This window comes from Enterovibrio norvegicus DSM 15893 (genome assembly GCF_900115495.1).
Classification (GTDB): Bacteria; Pseudomonadota; Gammaproteobacteria; order Enterobacterales; family Vibrionaceae; genus Enterovibrio; species Enterovibrio norvegicus.
The window spans coordinates 1-24,466 of sequence record NZ_FOWR01000058.1; the positions used below are offsets into that span (position 1 = coordinate 1).

The 24,466-nt window shown below is 48.3% G+C and carries 18 protein-coding genes, 3 tRNA genes and 1 pseudogene; 11 read left to right on the plus strand and 11 right to left on the minus strand.

Annotation, left to right across the window (positions count from 1 at the left end):
* Positions 1-158: 158 nt before the first annotated feature.
* Positions 159-452, minus strand: coding sequence for a SemiSWEET transporter (locus tag BM082_RS22730; protein WP_017010499.1), 294 nt, complete (start codon positions 450-452; stop codon positions 159-161).
* Between the two features lie 101 nt (positions 453-553).
* Complete coding sequence (ilvY, locus tag BM082_RS22735) at positions 554-1,444, minus strand: HTH-type transcriptional activator IlvY (protein WP_074928769.1); 891 nt, start codon at positions 1,442-1,444, stop codon at positions 554-556.
* 153 nt (positions 1,445-1,597) lie between these two features.
* Here ilvY and ilvC point away from each other — a divergent pair, with 153 nt between their 5' ends.
* Complete coding sequence (gene ilvC, locus BM082_RS22740) at positions 1,598-3,082, plus strand: ketol-acid reductoisomerase (protein WP_017010497.1); 1,485 nt, start codon at positions 1,598-1,600, stop codon at positions 3,080-3,082.
* A gap of 98 nt (positions 3,083-3,180) precedes the next feature.
* On the opposite strand, the gene ubiK is transcribed toward ilvC, so the two are convergent.
* From ubiK to BM082_RS22760, 4 genes are all read right to left on the minus strand, one after another.
* Positions 3,181-3,441, minus strand: coding sequence for a ubiquinone biosynthesis accessory factor UbiK (gene ubiK / locus BM082_RS22745; RefSeq protein ID WP_017010496.1), 261 nt, complete (start codon positions 3,439-3,441; stop codon positions 3,181-3,183).
* Positions 3,442-3,574: 133 nt separating this feature from the next.
* On the minus strand, positions 3,575-6,682 hold the full coding sequence (locus BM082_RS22750; RefSeq protein WP_017015708.1) for a multidrug efflux RND transporter permease subunit: 3,108 nt from the start codon (positions 6,680-6,682) through the stop codon (positions 3,575-3,577).
* Positions 6,683-6,692: 10 nt separating this feature from the next.
* Positions 6,693-7,799, minus strand: a complete 1,107-nt coding sequence (locus BM082_RS22755; RefSeq protein WP_017010494.1) for an efflux RND transporter periplasmic adaptor subunit — start codon at positions 7,797-7,799, stop codon at positions 6,693-6,695.
* Positions 7,796-8,383 carry a TetR/AcrR family transcriptional regulator gene (locus BM082_RS22760; protein ID WP_026024625.1) on the minus strand — a complete coding sequence of 196 codons (588 nt, stop codon included), beginning with the start codon at positions 8,381-8,383 and terminating at the stop codon, positions 7,796-7,798. The genes BM082_RS22755 and BM082_RS22760 overlap by 4 nt, the downstream gene beginning before the upstream one ends.
* A gap of 182 nt (positions 8,384-8,565) precedes the next feature.
* On the opposite strand from BM082_RS22760, the gene rep reads away from it, so the two are divergent.
* Positions 8,566-10,584 carry a DNA helicase Rep gene (gene rep, locus BM082_RS22765; protein ID WP_074928771.1) on the plus strand — a complete coding sequence of 673 codons (2,019 nt, stop codon included), beginning with the start codon at positions 8,566-8,568 and terminating at the stop codon, positions 10,582-10,584.
* A gap of 74 nt (positions 10,585-10,658) precedes the next feature.
* On the opposite strand, the gene BM082_RS22770 is transcribed toward rep, so the two are convergent.
* The gene (locus tag BM082_RS22770; protein ID WP_208862551.1) at positions 10,659-11,237 is read right to left on the minus strand and encodes a sugar O-acetyltransferase; all 579 of its coding nucleotides are present in this window, start codon (positions 11,235-11,237) and stop codon (positions 10,659-10,661) included.
* A 136-nt stretch (positions 11,238-11,373) separates the two neighbouring features.
* Positions 11,374-11,793, minus strand: coding sequence for a c-type cytochrome (locus tag BM082_RS22775; RefSeq protein ID WP_017015740.1), 420 nt, complete (start codon positions 11,791-11,793; stop codon positions 11,374-11,376).
* A gap of 344 nt (positions 11,794-12,137) precedes the next feature.
* Between BM082_RS22775 and BM082_RS22780 the strand changes: the two genes are divergently transcribed.
* The 8 genes from BM082_RS22780 (at position 12,138) to BM082_RS22815 (ending at position 19,563) form a co-directional block, all read left to right on the plus strand.
* Positions 12,138-12,214 (plus strand) — tRNA-Arg (locus BM082_RS22780).
* A 36-nt stretch (positions 12,215-12,250) separates the two neighbouring features.
* A tRNA-His gene (locus BM082_RS22785) sits at positions 12,251-12,326 on the plus strand.
* Positions 12,327-12,328: 2 nt separating this feature from the next.
* Positions 12,329-12,405, plus strand: a tRNA-Pro gene (locus tag BM082_RS22790).
* A gap of 549 nt (positions 12,406-12,954) precedes the next feature.
* Positions 12,955-14,664: a dipeptide ABC transporter ATP-binding protein gene (locus BM082_RS22795; RefSeq protein WP_017013070.1), complete on the plus strand. Its 1,710-nt coding sequence runs from the start codon at positions 12,955-12,957 to the stop codon at positions 14,662-14,664.
* 111 nt (positions 14,665-14,775) lie between these two features.
* On the plus strand, positions 14,776-16,329 hold the full coding sequence (locus BM082_RS22800) for an ABC transporter substrate-binding protein (protein WP_017009442.1): 1,554 nt from the start codon (positions 14,776-14,778) through the stop codon (positions 16,327-16,329).
* A 178-nt stretch (positions 16,330-16,507) separates the two neighbouring features.
* Positions 16,508-17,485, plus strand: a complete 978-nt coding sequence (locus BM082_RS22805) for an ABC transporter permease (protein WP_017009443.1) — start codon at positions 16,508-16,510, stop codon at positions 17,483-17,485.
* A gap of 2 nt (positions 17,486-17,487) precedes the next feature.
* Complete coding sequence (locus BM082_RS22810; protein ID WP_017016779.1) at positions 17,488-18,429, plus strand: ABC transporter permease; 942 nt, start codon at positions 17,488-17,490, stop codon at positions 18,427-18,429.
* 150 nt (positions 18,430-18,579) lie between these two features.
* A complete protein-coding gene (locus BM082_RS22815; protein WP_017016780.1) occupies positions 18,580-19,563 on the plus strand; it encodes an SPOR domain-containing protein in 984 nt (327 codons plus the stop codon).
* Between the two features lie 68 nt (positions 19,564-19,631).
* Here the strand turns inward: BM082_RS22815 and gorA are convergent, their stop codons facing one another.
* Positions 19,632-20,987, minus strand: a complete 1,356-nt coding sequence (gene gorA, locus BM082_RS22820; protein ID WP_074928775.1) for a glutathione-disulfide reductase — start codon at positions 20,985-20,987, stop codon at positions 19,632-19,634.
* Between the two features lie 88 nt (positions 20,988-21,075).
* Positions 21,076-21,915, minus strand: coding sequence for a 23S rRNA (adenine(2030)-N(6))-methyltransferase RlmJ (locus BM082_RS22825; RefSeq protein WP_074928777.1), 840 nt, complete (start codon positions 21,913-21,915; stop codon positions 21,076-21,078).
* Positions 21,916-22,048: 133 nt separating this feature from the next.
* Between BM082_RS22825 and prlC the strand changes: the two genes are divergently transcribed.
* Positions 22,049-24,091, plus strand: coding sequence for an oligopeptidase A (gene prlC / locus BM082_RS22830; protein WP_017013077.1), 2,043 nt, complete (start codon positions 22,049-22,051; stop codon positions 24,089-24,091).
* Between the two features lie 51 nt (positions 24,092-24,142).
* Here prlC and BM082_RS22835 read toward each other — a convergent pair.
* Positions 24,143-24,466, minus strand: a pseudogene (locus BM082_RS22835) (IS4 family transposase); the annotation flags it as partial.

Here is a 24,466-nt window from a genome sequence, read left to right on the forward strand (position 1 = left end):
GTGGGTTTTGTAAATGGACTCTAACGAGCCTCTGGCTTGAGTCCCGGACGTGCGCGCCCCCGGCCGCTCCGCCATTTATTAAGAAGCCTCGCTAGTAATAGCGGGGCTTTTTATCGTCTGTGAGTTCTCGCTACATAAGAGATGTAGAAATATGCAGGTTAAAACGTCATGCCTGCATGAGCGATAATTCCTACGACCATCGCAACATACATCATGAAGCCCAGTCCATTGCCAACCCAAATCGTCGGGTTCTTGTGATACAAACCATATATGGTCCAGAGCGACGCGATGAACGTGTAGAGCAGCCATGTTACTAGCGATAAACCTTCGGCACTTTCACTGTGAGAGAAATAGAGTTTATATATTTGCGGGAGTGTTGCCAGAGGGCTTATTAAGCCCATAGCGAGCATTAGCGGTTCAAGCGCCTTTCCAACTCTTTCAATAAAAGACATGTGGCCTCTGCCTATTTGTAAAGATGAGTGGAGGATAGACGCCGTATCTTGTCAGTGACAAAATCTTTCTGAATCAAGCATGAGACGAATCTGATTTTCGTTTAATTCGCGATGTTTTTCTCTTCAGCGATATCCCATAACGCCCTTACTAACGCATTATCAAGCTGGGAGTGAAGGCTACATACGCCAAGCTCAAAGGGTTTGATCGGCGCTAGGCGCAGCTTTTCAATTTTCTCTCGTACTGGACTGTTGTTGATCACGACATCTGGTGCAATACCGACTCCACATCCTAGTGCAACCATACTTACGATGGCCTCATGGCCTGAGACTTGTGCGTAGATATTTGGCTTTATCTTCATTTGCCTGAACCAGGTGTTGGCTCTCTCTCTCGCTGTACCGGCTTCAGGCACAATGAAAGGAATGGCATGCCAATCCGGTGTTTCTTTTTGCAGTGCTTCGGCGAAACTGCTTACACCTGCGGGCGCGATTACAGACAGAGGGACTTCACTTATGGCTTTGAATGCGATTTTAGCAGGAAGTTGTTCCGGTCTTGCGGATATGGCGATATCAGCTTCATCAACGAGTACTTTGTCTATCGCTTGTGCAGGATCGCCCGTCGAGAGCTTGAGTTCGATGAATGGGTGGCGAATTCGAAACTCAGAGAGCAGTTCGGGTAGGTGGCTGTAGCTTGCTGTTACAGAGCAAAACAGGCGAAGTTCACCGCGTAGTTCGTTTTCAGATGCATCCGCTTGGCTTTGGTATTGTTGCCATTCCGACAATATTCGCATCGCAATTGGCAGTAGCTTTTTCCCTGCAGGGGTCAGCACTACGCTGCGGTTGTCCCTAAGGAAAAGTTGTTGATTAGCTTCCTGCTCGAGCTTTTGTATTTGGCGACTTAACGCTGAAGGACTGATGTGCATCGCTGCAGCTGTTTTTGAGAAGTTTTTGCTGTCGCATAGATGAATAAAGAATTGTAGATGTTTGACGTCCATTGTCGTTCTCTATGTTGCATAAATTGCAATTACATGTTGTGAATATATCACTTTAAGCAATTTACTGCCTGATCTATTATGAACTCAATTCGATGTGGCAGCTTGTCATGTTCACATCGCTCAAGGACAGATTTTTCTTACGGAGTATTCGACATGTCTAACTATTTCAATACCTTGAATTTGCGCGAGCAACTTGATCAACTGGGTGTTTGTCGCTTTATGGATAAAGCGGAATTTGCCAATGAAGCAGATTACCTAAAAGGTAAGAAAGTGGTTATTGTTGGCTGTGGTGCGCAAGGCCTTAACCAAGGTCTAAATATGCGTGATTCTGGCCTAGACGTGTCTTATGCACTTCGCCAAGCAGCTATCGACGAACAACGTCAATCTTACAAGAATGCCAAAGAAAACGGCTTCAATGTTGATAACTATGAAAACCTGATTCCACAAGCGGATTTGGTGGTTAACCTAACGCCTGACAAACAGCACACAAGCGTTGTTAGTGCAGTAATGCCTTTGATGAAAGAAGGTGCTGCGCTAGGTTACTCACACGGCTTCAACATCGTTGAAGAAGGCATGGAAATTCGCAAAGACATCACTGTCGTGATGGTTGCACCTAAGTGCCCAGGTACTGAAGTACGCGAAGAGTACAAGCGTGGTTTCGGTGTTCCAACGCTAATGGCCGTTCACCCAGAGAACGATCCACAAGGTGAAGGTCACGAAATCGCGAAAGCTTGGGCTGCTGCGACTGGCGGTCACCGTGCAGGTGTTCTTGAGTCGTCTTTTGTTGCTGAAGTTAAATCTGACCTGATGGGCGAGCAAACCATTCTGTGTGGCATGCTTCAAGCGGGCTCTATCGTATGTTATGAGAAGATGGTTGCTGACGGCATTGACCCAAGCTACGCAGGCAAACTGCTTCAGTTCGGTTGGGAAACGATCACTGAAGCACTGAAGTTCGGTGGCATCACGCACATGATGGATCGTCTGTCTAACCCTGCGAAGATCAAAGCGTTTGAATTGTCAGAAGATCTTAAAGATCTGATGCGCCCGCTTTATAACAAGCACATGGACGACATCATCTCTGGTCACTTCTCATCAACCATGATGGCTGACTGGGCGAATGATGACGCAAACCTTCTTGGCTGGCGTGAAGAGACGGCAGAAACGGCATTTGAACAATACCCAGATTCAGATGTGAAGATTTCTGAGCAAGAGTACTTCGACAACGGCATCTTGATGGTTGCAATGGTTCGCGCGGGTGTTGAACTGGCGTTTGAGGCAATGACGGCATCAGGCATCATTGAAGAGTCTGCATACTACGAGTCACTACACGAGCTTCCTTTGATTGCAAACACCGTTGCGCGTAAGCGTCTGTATGAAATGAACGTGGTTATTTCTGACACGGCTGAATACGGTAACTACCTGTTCGCAAACGTTGCAACGCCACTGTTGCGCGAGAAGTTCATGCCAGGTGTTGGTACTGACGTTATCGGTAAGGGTCTTGGCGATGTAGGCAACGACGCTGACAATGCAACCTTGATTGCTGTTAACGATGCACTACGTAACCACCCTGTAGAGTGGATTGGTACCGAGCTGCGTGGCTACATGACTGACATGAAGCGCATTGCTGTTGGTGATTAATCTCTTCGTATTGAAGAATTGAATACGAAAAACCCGGCGAAAGCCGGGTTTTTTAATGATGGTTTGTTTTGCATGCAGCCTTCATCGGTTTGCGATGACTAAGCGTCAGATTTCTCGTTCAGCTTCTGTTCGAACTCTGCCAGCTTTTGCTCCATTTCACTCAGCTTTTGGCGAGTGCGAAGCAGAACTTGCGTTTGAACATCAAACTCTTCACGACTAACAACATCCAATTTTGCTAGCTGTGATTGGATCACTTCACGAACCTTCTGCTCTACGTCATTGCCCAGATCTTTCACAGGCTTTGGCATAGATTCCTGAATCTGCTTAACGACTTGCTCTAGTTTCTTAGGGTCGAACATGCGCTACTCCTTATTATGATGACGCTATTCTAAGCAATCCTCGGATTGTTGTCGAAAAACTCTTTTCTCTTCTCCACTACGGAGCAAAATAAAAAAGGCCTCACAATGGAGGCCTTTCAGTGCATAAAGAGACTTAGTGCGAGGCGGCTTTTTCAGCTTCTTCTGCCAATCTCATTGCTTCTAGTTCGTCATCTTCTACGAACACAGGCAGTGGCTCATGGCGGCTTGCAAGGTAAGTATAAATAACCGGAAGAACGAACAAGGTGAATAGCGTACCGATTGCCAGACCCGCAACGATAACAATACCAATACTAAAGCGCTGAGCAGCACCAGCACCGGTTGCGTACATCAACGGGATGAGACCCGCGATCATCGCAGCTGTAGTCATCAGGATTGGGCGAAGACGCACTTTTGCCGCTTCCATCACCGCTTCCATCTTGCTCATGCCGTTATGAAGTTGCTCTTCTTTTGCCACTTCACAGATAAGAATACCGTGCTTGGTGATCAAACCAATCAGAGTAATCAAACCGACCTGAGAGTAGATGTTCATCGACGCCGCACCCCACGCCAGAGCAATCAAGGCACCACAGATCGCCAACGGTACAGAGACCAGAATAACGAGTGGATCGCGTAATGATTCGAACTGAATCGCGAGCACAAGGTAGATAACAGCCAATGCCAGCAAGAAGGTGCCAAATAGCGCACTGCCTTCTGTGACGAACTGACGTGCTTCACCGAGGTAGTCATGTTGGTAGCCGCGTGGCAGTTTCTCGGCAGCAATGCCTTCAAACCAGTTGATCGCATCACCCATGGCAACACCAGGCGCAGCAACTGCACCGATGGTCGCCGAGTTTAGCTGGTTGAAGTGTGGTAATGCACGAGGCTCTGCAACAACGTCAATGGTCACCAGTGAGCCCAGAGGCACGGCTTCACCACTGGCTGAACGTACGTAGTAACCCTTGATAGATTCAGGGTTCAAACGGTACTTACGCTCAACTTGTGGGATCACCTCGTAGGAGCGGCCATCTAAGTCGATACGGTTAACATAACCGTCCGCCATCATGGTGCCCAGCGTGATACCAATGTCTTGCATCGTGATGCCGTAAGCGCCTGCTTTGTCTTTGTCGATGTTGATTTTCATCGTCGCAGAATCAAAGTTTAGGTCCATGTCTGAGTAAACAAACATTGAGTTACTTTTCACGTCAGTAAGCACATCCGCCGCAACTTGGAACAAGCTTTCGAAGTTACTTGGCGTGGTGATAACGAATTGAATCGGAAGACCTGAAGACGCACCGGGTAGTTCTGGCATCTGGAACGCCGTTACCGCCATGCCTGGTACATCTTTCACTTCTTCAGTCATACGCTTAACCACGTCAGCCTGACTGGCTTCACGCTCACTCCACGGCACCAAAGAGGCAATACCGAAGGCTTGGTTTGACTTAGGTACACCTGAGAACACCTGTGCAAATGCAACTTCTGGCTGTGCAGCCAATGTTGCGTTCACTTCTGCCATGGTGTTTTCGATGTAATCCAAGTTTGCCGTTGATGGGGCTGTACCCATCATTACCATCACACCTTTATCTTCCGGTGGCGCAAGCTCACTTGGGATAAAGGAGAACATGATGGGCAGACTGACAAACACGATCACCGCGAAAGAGATGATGACAGGACGAATCTTCATGATGCCGCCCAGCATGCGTGAGTAGCCTTCCGTCATGCGATCTAGGAAGCCATGTACTTTTGCTTCAAATTTGCTCGGCTTTTCGTTGGCCTTGAGCATTTTCGAACACATCATTGGCGACAGCGTCAGTGCAATGATGCCCGAGACAAATACGGCGCCAGCAAGCGTCAGTGCGAACTCTTTAAACAACGAGCCTGTGATACCGCCCATCAATGCGATAGGTGCGTATACCGCAGCCAGTGTCAGCGTCATCGAGATAACAGGTACTGCGATTTCGCGGGTGCCAATGATGGCGGCACGAAACGGCGATTCACCGAGCTTGATGTGACGGTCGACGTTCTCAAGAACAACGATGGCGTCATCCACCACCAGACCGATGGCCAATACCATGGCGAGCAGTGTCATCAAGTTTAGCGAGAAGCCAAACAGCTCCATCATCATGGCCACACCAATCAAAGACAGTGGGATAGTGATGATAGGGATAAGCACTGCGCGGAATGAACCCAAGAACAAGGTGATCACCACCAATACGATCAGTGCCGCTTCGATGATGGTTTTTACAACCTCATGAATCGACTCATTAATCGCAACGGTGGAGTCATACAAGACATTCATCTTGATGGTGCTAGGCATGTTACGTTCAAGCTCTGGAAGCTTGGCAGTGACATCTGCAGCGATGTTGATTGGGTTTGCTGTTGGTGCGGCGTTGATCGCGGCGACAACAGCTTCTGAGCCATTCGCGGTAGCACGGTAGATATCGTGACTCTTCTCTAGCGACACCTTCGCGATGTCGCCCAGACGAATAACCTGACCTTCCTGCGTAGCGACAACCAAACGGCTAAGCTCGTCGGTGTTGGATACTTGGGTATCGGCAGAGCCGTTATATACCATGTAAGTACCAATCGACTGACCGGTTGCTGACTGGTAGTTATTGGCATTAAGTACGCCCATCACTTCCGTCGCAGTCAGGTTGAACGCCGCCATTTTCGCTGGATCAAGCCATACGCGTAGTGCGTATTTCAAACCGCCATAAAGGTCGATTTTTGCTACACCATTCACCGTGAACAGCTGAGGTTTTGTTACACGTTCTAGGTAGTCCGTGATTTGGCTTGAATCTAGGGTGTCAGACGTAAAACCGATATACATTACCGCGGTTGTTGAACCTGTCGACATGGTGACTGAAGGGTCTTCAGACTCACCTGGCAACTGTGCGCGAACAGAGTTCACCTTCGCCAAAATGTCTGCCAAGGCAGCATTTGGATCGGTGTTTAGCTTCATGTAAACCGTGACGGTGGAGGTACCCAGCACCGATTCTGACGTCATAAAGTCAATGTTGTCAGCCTGTGCAACAGCTTGTTCCAGTGGCGTTGTAATGAAGCCTTGGATCAAGTCAGCACTTGCACCGTAATAACTGGTGGCGATGGTAACAACAGTATTGGTCATGTCCGGGTATTCCCGAACCTGCATCTTGAACATCGATTGTAGGCCAAGTAGCGCAATCAAAAAGCTGATCGAGATGGCCAGAACCGGACGCCTTATGAAAATATCCGTAAATTTCATCAGGACCTCATCACAGTTGTGGTAGCTGTTCAGGCGGTGTCAGCGCATCGTTTTCAACAACGCGTACTTTCGCACCATTACTCAAGCGTACTTGACCCGATGTCACCACCTTGTCGCCCGCTTTTAGACCATTCAGAACGTGTGCGATGTGGCCTTTACGCTCACCGACTTTCACGACTTGTTGGTACGCACGTGTCACGCTGTCTTCTTCGCGAAGTACATAAACGTTCTCACCGTACAGCGTGAAGTTGATAGCGGTTTGGTCGACAACAATCTGATCTTCAACTGTTGGCAGAATGATGTTTGCGCGCGCAAACATACCTGAACGCAGTTGACCGTGGTTGTTAGGGATATCAGCTTGTACTTGGATCAAACCACTTTGGAAGTTAACCGCAGGCTCGATGGCACTGATTTTGCCGGTGAAAGGTGTCTCAGGGTATGCATCGACAGCAATGTTAATCTTCTGGTCTAGTTTGATTTTCGCAATGTCTGTTTGCGGCACCGTGAAGCGAAGGCGCATGATGGAGGTGTCTTCCAAGCGAACAATTTCAGTACCTGGTTGCAGGTATTCACCAAGGAACACGTTACGAAGACCAACAACGCCGTCAAACGGTGCATCAATGGTGCGGCGCTCAATCGACGCATTCAAACTTTCTACGTCAGCCTGTAGCGAGCGGTAGTTAGCTTCTGCTTCATCCAAGGCTTCTTTCGAAATAGACCCTTTACGGAACAGACCTTGGTAGCGTTTGTATTTTGCTTTCGCAGCAGGTAAACGCGCTTGAGTACTCTTTAGGTTTGCCGCTTCTACTTTTGAATCCAATGCCAATAGCACATCACCTTGTTTCACGGATTGACCTGAAACGAAGTTGATGTGGTCGATAACGCCATTAACTTGGGTGGTTAGCGTGACACCTTGGTTGGGTTCAATAAAGCCGATGGCTTCAATGGTTGGGATCCACTCAATGGATGACATTTCTGTCACTGTCACTGGGAATTCGGGCTCAGGCATGTTTGCCATGTATTCGGCAATTTTTTGTTGTTTAAACATGTTAAAGCCGATAACTGTACCGAAAAGTACAAGTGCCACGACCAACATAACAACAAACGATTTCTTCATTTAGATTTCTCCGATTCTTTATGAAGGCATATAGCATCCCAGCACGCGTTGATTGCATCATCGAGTGCTGAAGCGTCAAGGTTTATAACACCCCTTACCTGTTTGCGAGCTAAACAAATGGCCGGTTCAAGGCCAATGCCAGAAAGCACGTCAGTTGAGAGTGGTTTGAATATTCCATTGGCGATACCGGTTTCGAAAAACTGATGTATAGGAGCAAAAACCTCCCTTTCCGCCATTTTTTGTTCTGTACCGTTTTGATAGGGCAAGCTATCAAACTGCTCACGGTTGATTGCATTGTCGTCACGATCAATGGTGATTTGCCAGGCATTACGCCAAAGGGTGACAAACTGCTGTTTCATAGACATGTCGTTGGTAAAACCGTGCAATATATTTTCGGCACATTTTCCAATGACATGATTGCGAAGTTGGCTCAACAAATCGTTCTTGTCCGAGAAGTACCGATAAATCGTACCCGCCGCAACGCCAGCTTCTTTGGCAACCATCTGCATAGAGAGGCGGTCAAAGCCGTGTTTTGCCAGTAAACGCTCGGTGGCTTCTAGGATCTGCGTTTTTTTGTCAGACATCATTTATACGCTCTCAATGAATGAACGTTCATTCATTGTATTGAATTTAAAACACTCTGCAAGGTTAAGTGAACAATGAATGTCCATGAATATGAATGAAACCTGACAGAATGATGAAGTGAGCCAGCATTCCTTTTACAATGTAACGGCGACTCATCGCAGACGATAAACAGAGGAACCACATGAAACTGAACCCAGCCCAAAATGACGCCGTCCACCACGTGTCTGGACCGTGCCTAGTCTTGGCGGGCGCTGGCTCGGGTAAAACCCGCGTTATTACCAATAAAATCGCCTACTTGGTTCAGCAGTGTGATTACAAAGCGCGTCATGTCGCGGCGGTGACGTTCACCAATAAAGCGGCACGTGAGATGAAAGAGCGTGTCAACCAAACCCTGAGTAAGCAAGAATCGCGTGGTCTCACCGTTTCTACGTTCCATACTCTCGGGCTCAACATCATTCGTCGCGAATATAAAACGCTAGGGCTTAAGGCGGGTTTTTCGCTGTTTGACGACCAAGACCAAATGGCTTTGCTCAAAGAGCTAACGGAAGATGAGCTAGAAGGCGATAAAGACCTGCTTAAGCAGCTTCTGCACAAAATCTCCAATTGGAAAAATGACATGTTGACGCCAACCCAAGCGGAAGCGTCAGCCATGGGTGAGCAAGATAAGCTCTTCGCGCATTGCTACACCCTGTATCAGAAGCAAATGAAGGCCTACAACGCACTGGATTTTGATGACCTGATCTTGATGCCAGTGATCTTGCTGAAAACAAACCAGGACGTCCGCGAGCGCTGGCAAAGCAAAATTCGTTACCTACTGGTGGATGAGTATCAAGATACCAACACCAGCCAATATCAGCTGGTGAAAATGCTGGTGGGTGAGCGCGCACGCTTTACCGTGGTAGGGGATGATGACCAGTCTATTTATAGCTGGCGTGGCGCACAGCCGAAAAACCTTTTGATGCTGAATCAGGATTTTCCGAGCCTCAAAGTCATCAAGCTTGAGCAAAACTACCGCTCAACCAGCCGTATTTTGCGATCGGCCAATATCCTGATCGCCAACAACCCGCACGTGTTTGAGAAAACCCTGTTCTCAGCGCTGCCTGATGGTGAAATGTTGAAGGTACTCAAAGCCAACAACGAAGACCATGAAGCCGAGCGTGTGGTGGGTGAAATCATTGCACACCGCTATATGCATCGCTCTGATTACAAAGATTATGCGATTTTGTACCGCGGTAACCATCAGTCTCGCTTGTTTGAAAAAGCCCTGATGCAAAACCGTATTCCTTACAAAATCTCAGGGGGAACCTCGTTCTTCGCACGCGCTGAAATCAAAGACATCATGGCGTACCTGCGTTTGTTAACGAACCAAGATGACGACAATGCTTTCTTGCGTATCGTTAATACGCCGCGTCGTGAAATTGGCCCAGTTACGCTTGAAAAGCTGGGAACGTACGCAAACATGCGTGGAAAAAGCCTGTTTGCTGCCAGCTTTGAAATGGGGTTACAGCAGCACCTTACTGGGCGTGGATTGGAGTCGCTTCAACGCTTTACGCGTTGGATTGTCGAAATGTCTGACGAGTTTGAACGTGGTAATGCCGTTGAAGCGGTTCGCTCGCTGGTGCGTGATTCACATTATGAAGATTGGCTGTATGAGACCGCATCCAGCCCGAAAGCCGCTGAGATGCAGATGAAGAATGTCTCAGACCTCTACAGCTGGATTGTTGCCGACCTGGAAGGGGACAACTACGACAACGAGCCGAAAACGCTACGTGAAGTGGTACAGCGACTCACCTTGCGCGACATGATGGAGCGCGGTGAAGACAACGATGATGCGGACCAGGTGCAGTTGATGACCCTTCATGCTTCAAAAGGTCTCGAGTTTCCCTATGTGTTCTTGATTGGCATGGAAGAGGGCCTGTTGCCGCACCAATCGAGCATTGATGAAGACAATGTGGAAGAAGAGCGTCGCCTTGCGTATGTGGGCATCACGCGCGCGCAAAAAGAAATGACCTTCACCTTGTGCAAAGAACGTCGTCAATACGGCGAGCTGATTAAACCGATGCCGAGTCGTTTCCTTGAGGAGCTTCCCTACGACGATGTTGAATGGGAAGAAAAGAAAAAGCCTCAAACACAAGAAGAGCGAATGGCGAAGGGGTCAGCAGCCATTGCAAACCTCAGGGCCATGCTTAAAAAGGATTAACGAAAAGCCAGCGAATGCTGGCTTTTTCTTTAATGAGGACATGTTTGACACTGTGAGTCTCAAACCAAGGTGGGCTAGGCTGTCTCCAGTGCGTCTGTATCGCCATTCTCATGGATTTTCCGAATCACCTTCGCAGGAGTGCCACCCACTAAGCTATCGGGCGGCACATCCTGTGTGACAACGGAATTCGCGGCAATCACCGAGCGAGCGCCAATGGTGACACCTTGGCAGACCACGACATTCCCACCAATCCACACGTCGTTTTCAAGCACGATAGGCTTGCAGAAGGTTTCCCATTGACGTCGGCGGCGGTAATCGAGTGGATGTCCTGCTGTATAAAACTGGCAGTTTGGCCCTACTAATACGTTATTGCCGAGGGTAATAGGCGCAACATCCAGCATCACGACCCCCATATTGAGAAACGTTTGGCGGCCGATGTGGATATTTTTGCCAAACTCACACTGAAAGGGCGTCATGACCATGGATTCTGGATCAAAGTGGCCAAAGAGTTTTTGGGCGATATCGGTAATGTTATCACTGCGCTGGGCATTGAGGGCTTGGAGGTGAACAAAGGCATTGGCACGAATGGCACTGATCCCGTCGTCACCGCCATTAAAAGCGAGCCCTTGGGACATTTTTTCAAATTCAGTCATGTTGAGGTTTTCAAAATAGAACACCCCAATATTGTGTTTGATTAACGGTGTGCAGTCAGTGCGGTTGCTTCCAGAGTCGATAGCTTGAAAACAAAAAACGGCCTTGTAGGCCGCTTTTCTCTTTGCGTTGCCTGATTTATAGAGACAGCATGTGGTCAATCGCCGCGACGATTTCGTCGTCAGAACAATCCATACATGTGCCTTTTGCGGGCATGCCGTTAAAGCCATTAATTGCATGGCTCACTAACGTGTCTTTACCTTGAGCAAGACGCGGCTCCCAAGCTGCTGCATCACCTGCTTTTGGTGCGCCAGCGGCTCCAGTAGAGTGACATGCCATACAATAGGTGTTGTACACGGCGTCACCCGCACGTGGGCCTGAAGGTACAGCCGCTGTTTCTACAGGGGCTTCGCCTTCTAGATAGACAGAACCAACAGGTGCGATACGTTCTGCAATGGCTTCTTCAGACATGTCCGCAGCGTGAACTGCACTAACAAGAGACAATGCGGTGACAGCAGACACTGCTAAACGACGTAAAAAAATTCCCTTTGCGCTCACTGTTTCACTCCCAATTTCATTGTGGCTCTGATAAATCCGAGCGTTTTTTATGCTGTTGGTTCGTTATATCACACTGAAAGGGCAATATTCGGATACCAAGGTCGACATTTTGAGTATATGTGACTTTGTCTAACTACGAAGTGATACCGCGATTAGGTTAACTCCGTGTAAACATTAAGTGATTATAGCGCTTTAGATTGTTGCGTTAAACCGTTATGATTATGGCCACTCGCACGGTTTTTATTCTGATTGAACAAAAAGAGAGCATTCGGAAAAAAAATTAAAAAAAGTGCTAGACGGCAAGTAGCGATCTCCGTAATATGCGACTCCGCCGACAGGGACAAGCGCCCGTAGCTCAGCTGGATAGAGCGTTGGCCTCCGGAGCCAAAGGTCGCAGGTTCGAATCCTGTCGGGTGCGCCAATCCGGATACAGCAAAAATTGGCAAAAAATAATGTGGTGGCTATAGCTCAGTTGGTAGAGTCCTGGATTGTGATTCCAGTTGTCGCGGGTTCAAGTCCCGTTAGCCACCCCACTCGGTGAATAGCGCAGTTTGGTAGCGCATCTGGTTTGGGACCAGAGGGTCGGGGGTTCGAATCCCTCTTCACCGACCACATTTAGATTAAGCCCGCTCAATAGAGCGGGCTTTTTCGTATCTGCGGTTTGGGAAAGCGTTTAGGGGGCTCAATACCGAGTTGACCTCTAATGTAGCGCCCCTAATTTCCGCTGTTTAGCAAAATCTCTGTCAATGAGGTGGGCTTTATCATTGAATTTGCCCCCAGTTTGACTGCGTACCCTCACAGTTCTCATCAAATAAGCACCGTGTTTGTGGTTATTTCCCTACCTTTTTCTTACTTATTTCTTAATTCACATTGAATAATTAAACAGCCTTTCTTGTTACGAGTTCGTCAGATGTGTGCATTCAGTTGAGCCTTTTTGTGCGAGATAGCGGTTATTTTTCATTTTTCCAGATGCTGTCAAATGCACTGTTGGTGAATATTTATACGATAAACGGCGTTAGTTGTGGCTATAAGTGTTGGTTTGTTGCTTTTTCGTGAAACATTTGACAGATTGTAGGTCGTTAATTTGGTCTTGTTTTATTGATGTAAACAGGGATTGTGTTCAGACAGGCACGGGTTTGTGCAGTATCAAGGGTCTGGTCAATGGCATTGCTTGAAGTAAAAAACCTTCGAATTGAGTATCCATCTCGTCATGGCATCTTTGCCGCGGTCAACAATCTATCTTTCTCTATCGAGCGAGGGGAGATCGTTGGGGTGGTTGGTGAATCTGGGGCGGGTAAGTCTACCGTTGGAAACGCCGTTATTGACCTATTGAGTCCACCAGGACATGTGGCGAGCGGCGAGGTGTATTTGGATGGAGAGAAAATCTCCGGGCTTTCACCTGAGAAAATGCGTCACTATCGGGGATCCCGTATCGGATTTATCTTCCAAGATCCGATGACGTCTTTGAACCCTTTGTTTACGGTAGAGCAGCAGCTTGTTGAAACCATCACCGTCAACCTTGGTGTTTCTGAACAAGAGGCTAAGCAACGTTCCATTTCTTTATTGGAGCAGGTTGGCATTCCAGAAGCACATGTTCGCGTTAAACAATATCCCCATCAGTTTTCTGGTGGCATGCGCCAGCGTGTCGTGATTGCCATTGCATTGGCGGGTGAGCCAGAGCTTATCATTGCCGATGAACCGACAACGGCGCTGGATGTTTCCATTCAAGATCAGATTCTGAACCTTATCCGCACGCTTTGTATCGAGAAAAACGTGGGCTGCATGCTTGTTACGCATGACATGGGTGTTGTTTCTAACGTCACAGACAAAATTGCAGTGATGTATCGCGGCGACTTGGTGGAATTTGGTGAAACATCCAAAGTGCTAAACACCCCCGAGCATCCTTATAGCCGAAGTTTGATTTCAGCCGTACCGAGATCGGACATCAAGCTCGATAGATTCCCACTGGTGAGCTACATCGAAGAAGCTGTCGAGATGAAGCCGTTAGATGTGAAAACGCATTGGCTTGGTCAAAGCCAAGATGAGCGCGACTACACGGGCTCACTGCTGCGGGTTGAGAACGTTAACCTGCGTTTCATCACCAAGGATTCGTTCTTCGAAAATCGACGAGAATATGTTCAAGCTTCAAACAATGTCAGCTTTGATATTCAAGAGGGTGAAACGTTTGGATTGGTGGGAGAATCTGGGTCAGGAAAATCAACCATTGCTCGAGTCATCGCAGGTCTTTATCCGCCTAACTCGGGGAAAGTGTGGTTTGAGGGTATCGACCTAACCGGGCTGAAAAGTGAAGCCCAACGTCGCCCGATGCGACGCCAGATGCAGATGGTTTTCCAAAACCCGTACTCATCGATGAACCCGCGCATGAAAGTGCAAGACATCATTGCGGAGCCGATTCGTTTCCACAAATTGGCTGAGAACGACAGGCAAGTGAAGCAAATCGTGGGCGATCTCTTGGATCACGTAGGTTTGGGCCGAGCCAGTGGTATTAAGTATCCTCATGAATTCTCAGGCGGACAGCGTCAACGGATTTCCATTGCGCGCGCACTTGCTACAAGGCCTCGACTACTGATCTGTGACGAGCCCACATCAGCACTTGATGTGTCCGTTCAAGCGCAAATACTCAACCTGCTCAAAGATCTGCAGCAAGAACTTAACCTCACCATGCTGTTTATTAGCCATGATTTACCCGTTATTCGTCAGATGTGTGATCGCATCGGGGTGATGAAGAAAGGCACCTTGTTGGAAGTGGCACAAACGGAAGTATTGTTTGAATCGCCGCAGCATGAATACAGCCAGCATTTGATATCGCTAATGCCTGAGTTCAAGGGCATGAGTACTGTTGCCAATTAAGACATACACATTTTATGTGTCAGTGGAAAGGATACGTTGTGTTCACTGACAATGTGAATTAGCAATACACAACAGAAAGGGAACTTGCTTCCCTGCATAAGGAGTCATGCAATGAAAACCTTCAAGAGTAAAATCGCCCTAGCGATGATGGCAGCGGGTTTAAGCTTTGCTGCATCAGCCGCCGACATTACGGTTGCTTACGATGCCGATCCGGTCTCACTTGACCCGCATGAGCAACTCTCTGGTGGTACCCTTCAGTTGTCTCACATGGTTTTTGATCCATTGGTTCGTTTTAACCAATCAATGGAATTTGAGCCTCGTCTGGCTGAATCATGGGAGCGCGTTGATAACGAAACCATGCGTTTCAACCTTCGCAAGGGTGTGAAATTCCACTCAGGAAACGCACTGACCGCAGATGATGTGGTGTGGACGTTCAATCGCCTAAAGTCATCTCCTGACTTTAAAGGCATTTTTGCGCCGCTCGTGTCCTTGACGAAAGTTGATGATTACACGGTTGAAATCAAAACAGACGGTACATACCCACTGATTGAAAACGTCGCGACGTACATTTTCCCAATGGACAGCAAGTTCTACTCTGGCAAAACTGCAGAAGGGAAAGACAAAGCAGAGCTTGTTAAGCACGGTAACTCTTTTGCGTCAGCAAACCTTTCTGGTACGGGACCTTTTATCGTAAAAGAGCGTGAGCAAGGCGTGAAGGTTGAGTTTGAGCGTTTTGCCGATTACTGGGATAACGCGTCTGGCGGTAACGTTGATAAGTTAACGCTGGTGCCTATCAAAGAAGACGCAACCCGCGTTGCCGCGTTGCTGTCTGGCGATGTTGACATGATCGCGCCTGTCTCGCCAAACGATTACAAGCGTATTCAAAAAGCGAAAGACGTTGATCTTTACACCATGCCTGGCACGCGAATCATCACGTTCCAAATGAACCAAAACAGCAACCCTGCTTTGAAAGATGTACGTGTTCGTCAGGCCATTGTTTATGCGGTCAATAACGAAGGTATCGCGAAGAAAGTCATGAAGGGTGCAGCGACTGCGTCAGCACAGCAAAGCCCTCCAGGCTACGCGGGTTACAATGATAGCCTGAAACCACGCTATGACCTCAACAAAGCCAAGCAGCTGATGAAAGATGCGGGCTATGCGGATGGCTTCAAGCTGACCATGATGGCGCCGAACAACCGCTACGTGAATGATGACAAGATTGCCCAAGCAACCGCGGCCATGCTGTCGAAAATCGGTATCAAAGTTGATCTGAAAACCATGCCAAAAGCGCAATACTGGCCTGAGTTTGATAAGTGTGCGGCTGACATGTTGATGATCGGCTGGCACCCAGATACAGAAGATTCTGCAAACTTCACTGAGTTCCTAGCAATGACCCGCAATGCTGACACAGGTAAAGGTCAGTACAACTGTGGCCATTACAGCAATGGTGAAGTGGATAAGTTGGTCAATGCGGCGAACAAAGAAACGGATCTGAACAAGCGAAATGCGATGCTAAAACAAGTTGAAGAAACGCTGTACAACGAAGCGGCATTCCTTCCTCTGCATTGGCAAGATCCGTCATGGGCTGCCAAGAAAAACGTAGAAATCGGTCCAATTGTAAACGGAATGAACTTCCCTTACTTCGGCAACCTTGTGGTTAAGTAACCACCCATTACGCCAGTTAAAGAAGCATCTTTATCTGGCGTACTTAAACACTGTAAACGGCCATTCTTTCTATCTTGTAGAACCAATGGATAGAAAGGGCCGTTTTCTTTCATTTGGAAATGAAGCCAATTGAAAGAAGTAAAAGTAAAAGTCTTCAAGGAAAGGTAAGGGGCAAGGAGTGTTTACGTTTCTCGTCAAGCGTCTGTTTCAGGCCGTGATAGTGATGTTTGTGATCAGCCTAGTGGCATTTTCCATTCAGGATAATCTTGGCGATCCGTTGCGTGAAATGGTTGGGCAATCGGTTTCAGAAGCCGAAAGACAAGCGCTGCGTGATGAGCTTGGGTTAAACGACCCATTCCATCAGAAATACGCGCGATTTGTTGGCAATGCGGTTCAGGGCGATCTGGGTACATCCTATTTCTTCAAACGCCCAGCCGTTGATGTCATTCTGGATAAGCTGGTGGCAACACTTGAGCTTGTGATTGGCGCGACCATCATCATTATTGTGTGTTCTATTCCTCTGGGTGTGTACTCTGCCATTCACCCCCGCAGTGTGTTTACCAAAATCATCATGGCGGGCAGCAGTATCGGCATCTCAGTCCCTGTGTTCCTGACCGCGATTATGCTGATGTATGTTTTTTCCATTGAACTGGGATGGTTTCCGTCGTTTGGGCGGGGAGATACCGTCAATATTCTTGGTTGGGAATCTGGCTTCTTTACGCTTGATGGCTTGTCACACCTTGTTTTGCCCAGTATTGCTCTGTCTTCCATCATGCTGCCGCTGTTCATCCGTCTTGTACGTTCTGAAATGCTAGAAGCGTTAAGCACGGAGTACGTAAAATTCGCACGCGCAAAGGGTATGCCTGAAAAAACCGTGCAGTACCGTCATGCACTTAAAAATACCATGCTTCCATTGGTGACGGTAGGTGGTGTTCAGATAGGCACCATGGTGGCTTACACCATTTTGACTGAAACGGTTTTCCAGTGGCCAGGAACGGGATTTTTGTTCTTAGAAGCGATCAACCGTGTTGATACTCCGCTGATCACGGCTTATGTCATTTTTGTGGGTTTGCTGTTTGTGGTGACCAATACGATTGTTGATTTGGTTTACGGCTTGATTAACCCAACGGTTAATCTCACTGGTAAGGGGGCATAAGCATGGAACAGATGACATCAAAAGCGCCTTCTCGCTGGCAGCAGTTTTTAGCGTCAGATTTTTTCTATTACTTTAAGCGCGACAAAGTCGCCATGTTCAGCTTTGCGGTTTTTGTCTCTTTTGTATTGGCGGCCGTGCTGGCTCCACTTCTGTCTCCGTCAGATCCGTACGATTTGTCTGTGATTGATATCATGGACTCTGAGCTTCCTCCTACGTGGATGGAGTGGGGAGATGAACGCTTCCTGTTAGGTACTGACAACCAAGGTCGAGACATTCTCTCAACCATCCTGTATGGCCTGCGTATCTCGTTAATCATCGGTCTTGGTGCCGTTGCCTTGCAACTGCTCTTAGGCATTGTGATTGGCTTGAGTGCGGGTTACTTCGGTGGCCGTATCGACAGCCTACTGATGCGTATTGCTGACGTGCAGTTGTCGTTCTCTACCATGATGGTTGCCATCATCGTTTCGGCGATCTTTAAAGCGAGCTTTGGCAGTGACTTCTATAGCGAGTATGCCATCTTGATGCTGGTGGTCATCATCGGTGTTGCTGAATGGCCTCAGTACGCGCGAACAATCCGTGCCTCTGTGTTGGCTGAAAAGAAAAAGGAATACGTGGAAGCGGCGCAAGTGATGGGCTTCAAAGCACCGCGCATTATGTTCCGACACATTTTGCCGAACTGCTTGTCCCCAATCTTGGTGATATCAACGGTGCAAGTCGCGAATGCCATCATGTCTGAAGCAGCATTGTCTTTCCTTGGGTTAGGTATGCCCGTCGACAAGCCTTCTCTTGGCTCTCTGATCAGTATTGGCTTTACGTATATTTTCTCTGGTTCATGGTGGATCACGGCGTTTCCGGGCATCGTGTTGGTTGTTCTCGTTCTGGTTATCAACCTACTGGGTGACTGGCTACGGGATGTGTTTAACCCAAAAATATACAAAGGTTAACCTCCGCCAAATCTGCATAAAAAAGGTAACGTTGGTTACCTTTTTTTTATTGTTTTAAGCATCAAATTTATCGGTTCGCGCAAATCCGAACTAAGCTAACGATCTCCGCTCATAAAAGTTTAATCATCCATTTCCAGCGTGTGAGGGAACATGATCGCTTCGAGCATTCGTATTGTTAGCGCTTTGATTTTATCGGTGGTTCTCAATGTCCCGGCTTTTTCGGCGGAGAGCGTTTGTTCGCCTGAGCGTATAGATTCGTGGAATGTGGTGGATGAGGCTTGCCCGATTGGTAATGGCCTTTGGGGTAAAAATCCAGCGTCCGAGCAAGGCCAGTTTTGGGTGCAGTGTGGGATAGTGAAGAACCTGCCAGGTGCTTGGCTTTCCAGTCAATTAGCCAAATCTGTACTCGCCAATCAGGTCATCTTCCGCAACGAAGGGGAAGCTTATCGTTGCCTTGCTGGGCCCTTTGAGCAATTCAGTACCGCAATGAAAGTGCGAGACGGAATGCGAAAGCAACCTGCGATGAAAGCTGCGTTTGTTCGTGAAGTCTCTATCAGTAACGAAATGCGGTTAACCCCGGCACCGGTTGTTGAGATGGTTGCCCAAGCGCCGTCGTCATCACCTATTGTGGAAGCCTCTGTGGTTGAAGCAGCGATGCTGGAGAAGGCGACACTTGCAGCGCCAGTAGTGGCAATAGTTGCGTCGGCAGAAGCCGCTACAGAGCCACTGATGAGTACACAGAACAATGATCCGTTACCTGTTGCTGAGGCCATGGTCAAAGCGACACCTACCAAAACTACCGCTAAGCCCAAGAAAATAAAACGTAATCGTAAGTTCAGAGCGGTTGCGGGTGTGCAAGTACCTAAACCGAAATATGGCGAACGACATTATTCTCGTAATGATGAAATGTGGCTACGCGCGTCCTTTGCCGACGCTGAAACGACGTGCACTGAAAACGGCTTTAAAGTGGTTTCTGCTGCTTCGCTGAAAAAGCTGATTGCCGACCCCGAGACACGAGAAGTGGTGCCGAACCGTTTGCCTTATTGGGTTGCGAGCGGTGATGCTTATGATCTTGTTATCATGGTGCCCATGCCTTTATCCCAGTCCTCCGAAGTGAATGTGCTTTGTGAGTGACGGAAACGGTGTGGCGATAAACAAAAAAAGCGGCCGATTGGCCGCTTTTTTAATGTTTAAATCAATGTTTAGCGCATCGTAACAAACTCTTCAGAGCCTGTTGGGTGGATAGCCACAACGCTGTCGAAATCTGCTTTGGTTGCGCCCATCTTCATAGCAACACCGAAGCCTTGGATCATTTCGTCAACAGCAAAACCGATACCGTGAAGGCCTACCACGGTTTCTTCTTCACCTGCGCAGATAAGCTTCATGCGACAAGGTTGACGGTGTTGAGTTACTGCGGTGTACATAGCAGTGAAACCAGAGCCGTACACTTTGACGTTCTCTTCGCCGTATTGTACTTTCGCTTCCTGCTCTGTTAGACCGATAGTGCCGATAGGTGGATGGCTGAAGACCACTGTTGGGATCAGCGTGTAATCCATCTTGGCGTTGGTTTTGTCATTGAACAGACGCTCAGAAAGTTGGCGACCTGCTTTTACGGCAACAGGCGTCAGCTCAACGCCACCTTCCATGATGTCACCCACACAGTAGATGCCAGTCACGTTGGTGTTTTGGAACTCGTCGACTTTGATGTAGCCACGCGCATTGGTTTCAACGCCAGTTGCTTCCAAGTTGATTTTGCTGGTGGTCGGGTTGCGACCGATTGCCCAGATCAATACGTCGGTGTTGTGAGACGTGCCGTTTTCAAAATGCAGTGTCACTGAACCGTCTGATTCTTTAACCACTTCTTTTGGCGTTGACTGGGTGTGAAGGCTTGGACCTTCTGCTTCCATCACTTCCACCAAGGTATCGATAATCATCGGATCGAAGGTACGAAGCGGCGACTCTTTACGCACGAACAGGTGAGTGTCAGTGCCTAGTGCATTCAGAACACCCGCGATTTCAACCGCGATGTAACCCGCACCGACAACGGCAACGCGTTTTGGCTGCTCAGTGAGTTCAAAGAAACCGTTTGAATCGATACCATGCTCAGCGCCTGGTACGTTCGGAATGGTTGGCTCGCCACCGACTGCAATAAGAATGTTGTCCGCGGTGTAATGCTCGCCGTTTACTTCGACGGTTTTCGCATCAACAAATTTGGCGAAGCCGTTGATGACTTCGATGTTGTTTTTGCCCAATACGTTTTCATAAGAGGCATGAATGCGTCCGATGTACGCTTCACGGTTTTCGACAAGCTTTGCCCAGTCGAATTTGTTCACCGTGGTATCGAAACCATAGTCAGGGCCATACAGTTTGATCGCTTCAGCAACTTGAGCGCCGTGCCACATCACTTTCTTTGGTACACAGCCTACGTTTACGCAAGTGCCGCCCAAGTGGCGCGCTTCAACAATTGCTACCTTTGCACCATACATTGCTGCTCGGTTAGCCGATGCAATACCACCACTACCACCACCGATACAGATGTAATCAAAATGCTTGGCCATTTTATTCTCCATGTGATTTTTCTTATTTCCGCACTGAAAGCGGTAATCCAATATTTCCCAAACTAACAGACCCGATGAGGGCTGATTTTTACTCAGGTACGATCCATTCTACAAATTGATGACCTGTCGTGGGCGCAATTTTACTTTGCAGCCACGGTAGAATTTCTTTCATCTGCGCTTCAAGCATCCATGGCGGATTGATAACAATCATGCCTGATGCTGTCATGCCGCGTTCTTCTGAATCGGGTGCGACACCTAATTCGATTTGAAGGATTTTACGAATGCCGAGTTTTTCTAAACCACGGGTGATCAGGTCGATATTTTTACGATACACCACTGGATACCAAATCGCATAGGTACCTGTTGCCCAACGTTCAATACTCTCACCGATCGCATCGACAACATCTTGGTACTCATGTTTGAGCTCATAAGGCGGGTCAATCAACACCACGCCGCGGCGCTCTTTCGGTGGCAGGCTGGCTTTCAATCGCGCGTAGCCATCTTCTTTGAACATTTTCACCTGACGATCGCCACGAAACTCTTGCAGTAGCAGCGGGAAATCTGTCGGGTGAAGTTCAGTGAACATCGCACGGTCTTGGTCGCGCAGCAAGGTTCTGCCTACCTTCGGTGAGCCCGGGTAGTAGCGCAACTCATCACCGTCATTTAGGCTGCGAATGGCATCTAAATAGGGCGCTAATGCGTCTGGTGCATCGTCGCATTGCCAAATCTGGCCAATGCCTTGTTTGTATTCGCCGGTTTTCTCAGCGTGGTCATCTGACAGATCATAACGTCCCGCACCACTGTGCGTATCGTGGTAAACAAAAGCCTTATCTTTTTGCTTTAGTGATTCAATGATCAGGCTTTGAACGATGTGTTTAACAACATCAGCGTGGTTGCCAGCGTGGAAGCTGTGGCGATAACTGAGCATGGTATGACCCGATGAAAACGAAAAAAGTAGCCAGTATTATCGCTTATTGCGTGATTGGATGCAGCATGAGCATTGAAAACCCACCTATTTACCGCCATAAATAAGACATATCTGAGAGAGAAAGGAACCCGCAATGACCAACCCGCTATTGTCGTTTACAGATTTACCGCCATTTTCTGATATCAAACCAGAGCATGTGCAACCTGCGGTTGAGCAAGTGCTTGCCGATTGCCGTGCTGCTGTTGAAGCGGTACTGGAAAACAACACCGATCCAAGTTGGGACAACATTTGCGTGCCGCTCGCAGAGAGTGATGATCGTTTAAGTCGCGTTTGGTCGCCAATTGGGCACCTCAATGCCGTCGCTAATAGCCAGGCGTTGCGTGAAGCGTATGAAGCGTGTTTGCCACTGCTGTCTGATTACTCGACGTGGGTCGGTCAACACAAGCCGCTTTATGATGCGTACAAAGCCATTAAAGGGCGTGATGATTTCGCTTCTCTTACCCTTGCTCAACAGAAAACCATTACCGATGCCTTACGCGACTTTGAGCTTTCAGGCATCGCGCTAGGCCAAAAAGATCAGCACCGCTTTGGGGAAATCAGTAAGCGCCTTTCTGAGCTTTCTTCTAATTTTTCAAACAATGTCTTGGACGCCACCATGGGGTGGAATAAGCACATTACGGATGAGAGTGCTTTGGCTGGTATGCCAGAGTCTGCCATTGCCGCAGCAAAAGCGCAGGCGGAGTCGAAAGAACTCGATGGTTATTTACTCACGCTCGATATTCCGTCGTATCTGCCAGTGATGACGTATTGTGATAATCGTGAACTGCGAGCAGAGCTTTACGAAGCTTACGGTACACGCGCTTCTGATCGTGGTCCGAATGCAGGTAAGTGGGATAACACTGACCTTATCAGCGAAACATTGCTGCTTTCTCACGAAATTGCGCGCTTGCTTGGTTTTGCAAGCTATAGCGAGCTGTCACTGGCCACTAAAATGGCGAGCTCAACGGATCAGGTTTTAACCTTCCTGAATGAACTGGTCGACAAAGCGCGCCCGCAAGGTGAGCAAGATTTCCAAGCATTAACGCAATTCGCGAAAGACAACTTCGGTGTTGAAGCCCTTGAACCTTGGGACGTTGCGTACTATTCAGAAAAACTGAAGCAACACCAATACAGCATTTCAGATGAAGAGCTTCGTCCTTACTTCCCTGAACAAAAGGTCGTTGCTGGTCTATTCGAAGTATTGAAGCGCGTGTTTGGCATGGACGTGAAACGCCGTGATGGTGTGGAAGTTTGGCATGAATCTGTGTCCTTCTGCGACATTTTCGACGCAAAAGGTACCTTGCGTGGCAGTTTCTATCTGGACTTGTATGCCCGTGAACACAAACGCGGTGGCGCATGGATGGACGAGTGTCGCGTTCGTCGTGTGACGCAATCTGGCGAGCTACAAACCCCAGTCGCGTACCTAACGTGTAACTTCAACAAACCGATTGGCGATAAGCCAGCCTTGTTCACCCATGACGAAGTGGTGACGCTGTTCCATGAATTTGGCCACGGCATTCACCACATGTTGACGCAAGTGGATGAGTCATCCGTGTCTGGCATCAACGGCGTACCTTGGGATGCGGTTGAGCTACCAAGTCAATTCCTTGAAAACTGGTGTTGGGAAGAGGACGCGCTGGCGTTTATTTCTGGTCACTTCGAGACAGGCGAACCACTGCCAAAAGACATGCTCGATAAAATGTTGGCCGCGAAGAACTTCCAATCCGCGATGGGTTTGCTGCGTCAGCTAGAGTTTGCGCTGTTTGATTTCACCTTGTTTACCACTTACGACCCAGAAGAAGGGGCGAAAGTGCTGGAAACACTGGCGGGCATCAAGCGCCGAGTCGCTGTGATGAAATCGCCAGAGTGGAATCGCTTCCCTCATGCCTTCAGCCACATCTTTGCGGGTGGTTACAGTGCGGGCTACTACAGCTACTTGTGGGCAGAAGTGTTGTCTTCCGATGCGTTTAGCCGCTTCGAAGAAGAAGGCATCTTCAACACAGAAACGGGCGCATCGTTCCTAGAAAATATCTTAGAGCGCGGCGGCAGTGAAGAGCCAATGGAGCTGTTCAAACGCTTCCGAGGCCGCGAGCCATCACCTGATGCATTGCTGCGTCACTGTGGTATTACGGGGTAGCTCTAAACGCCAGAAAAGAAAAAGCACGGCTATTGCCGTAATGCATGTGAATTAAGCTGAATTACGCCTTCTAGAAGGCCTAGTCGCATAGCGACTGGGCCTTTTCTTTACTGCTCTTGGATATGTCCTCTCCCTCCTCTCTGGAAGCACAAAGCTCTCTGCCATATCGAGGATATACCTGAGCACTTCTGGATATCTTCCGGGCGCGACTGCCGGGAGCATCTGCAACTGACTCACCAAAAATATCGATGCCTGCTTAAAACCTATTTGGTATGGCATTACCGTATTCAAGGAATACGCCATCTGGCACATCATAAAACGCAGCAGGTTGTAGGCAAGCAACATTCCCCAAAGCTCCTGCTTGACCAACGCCGC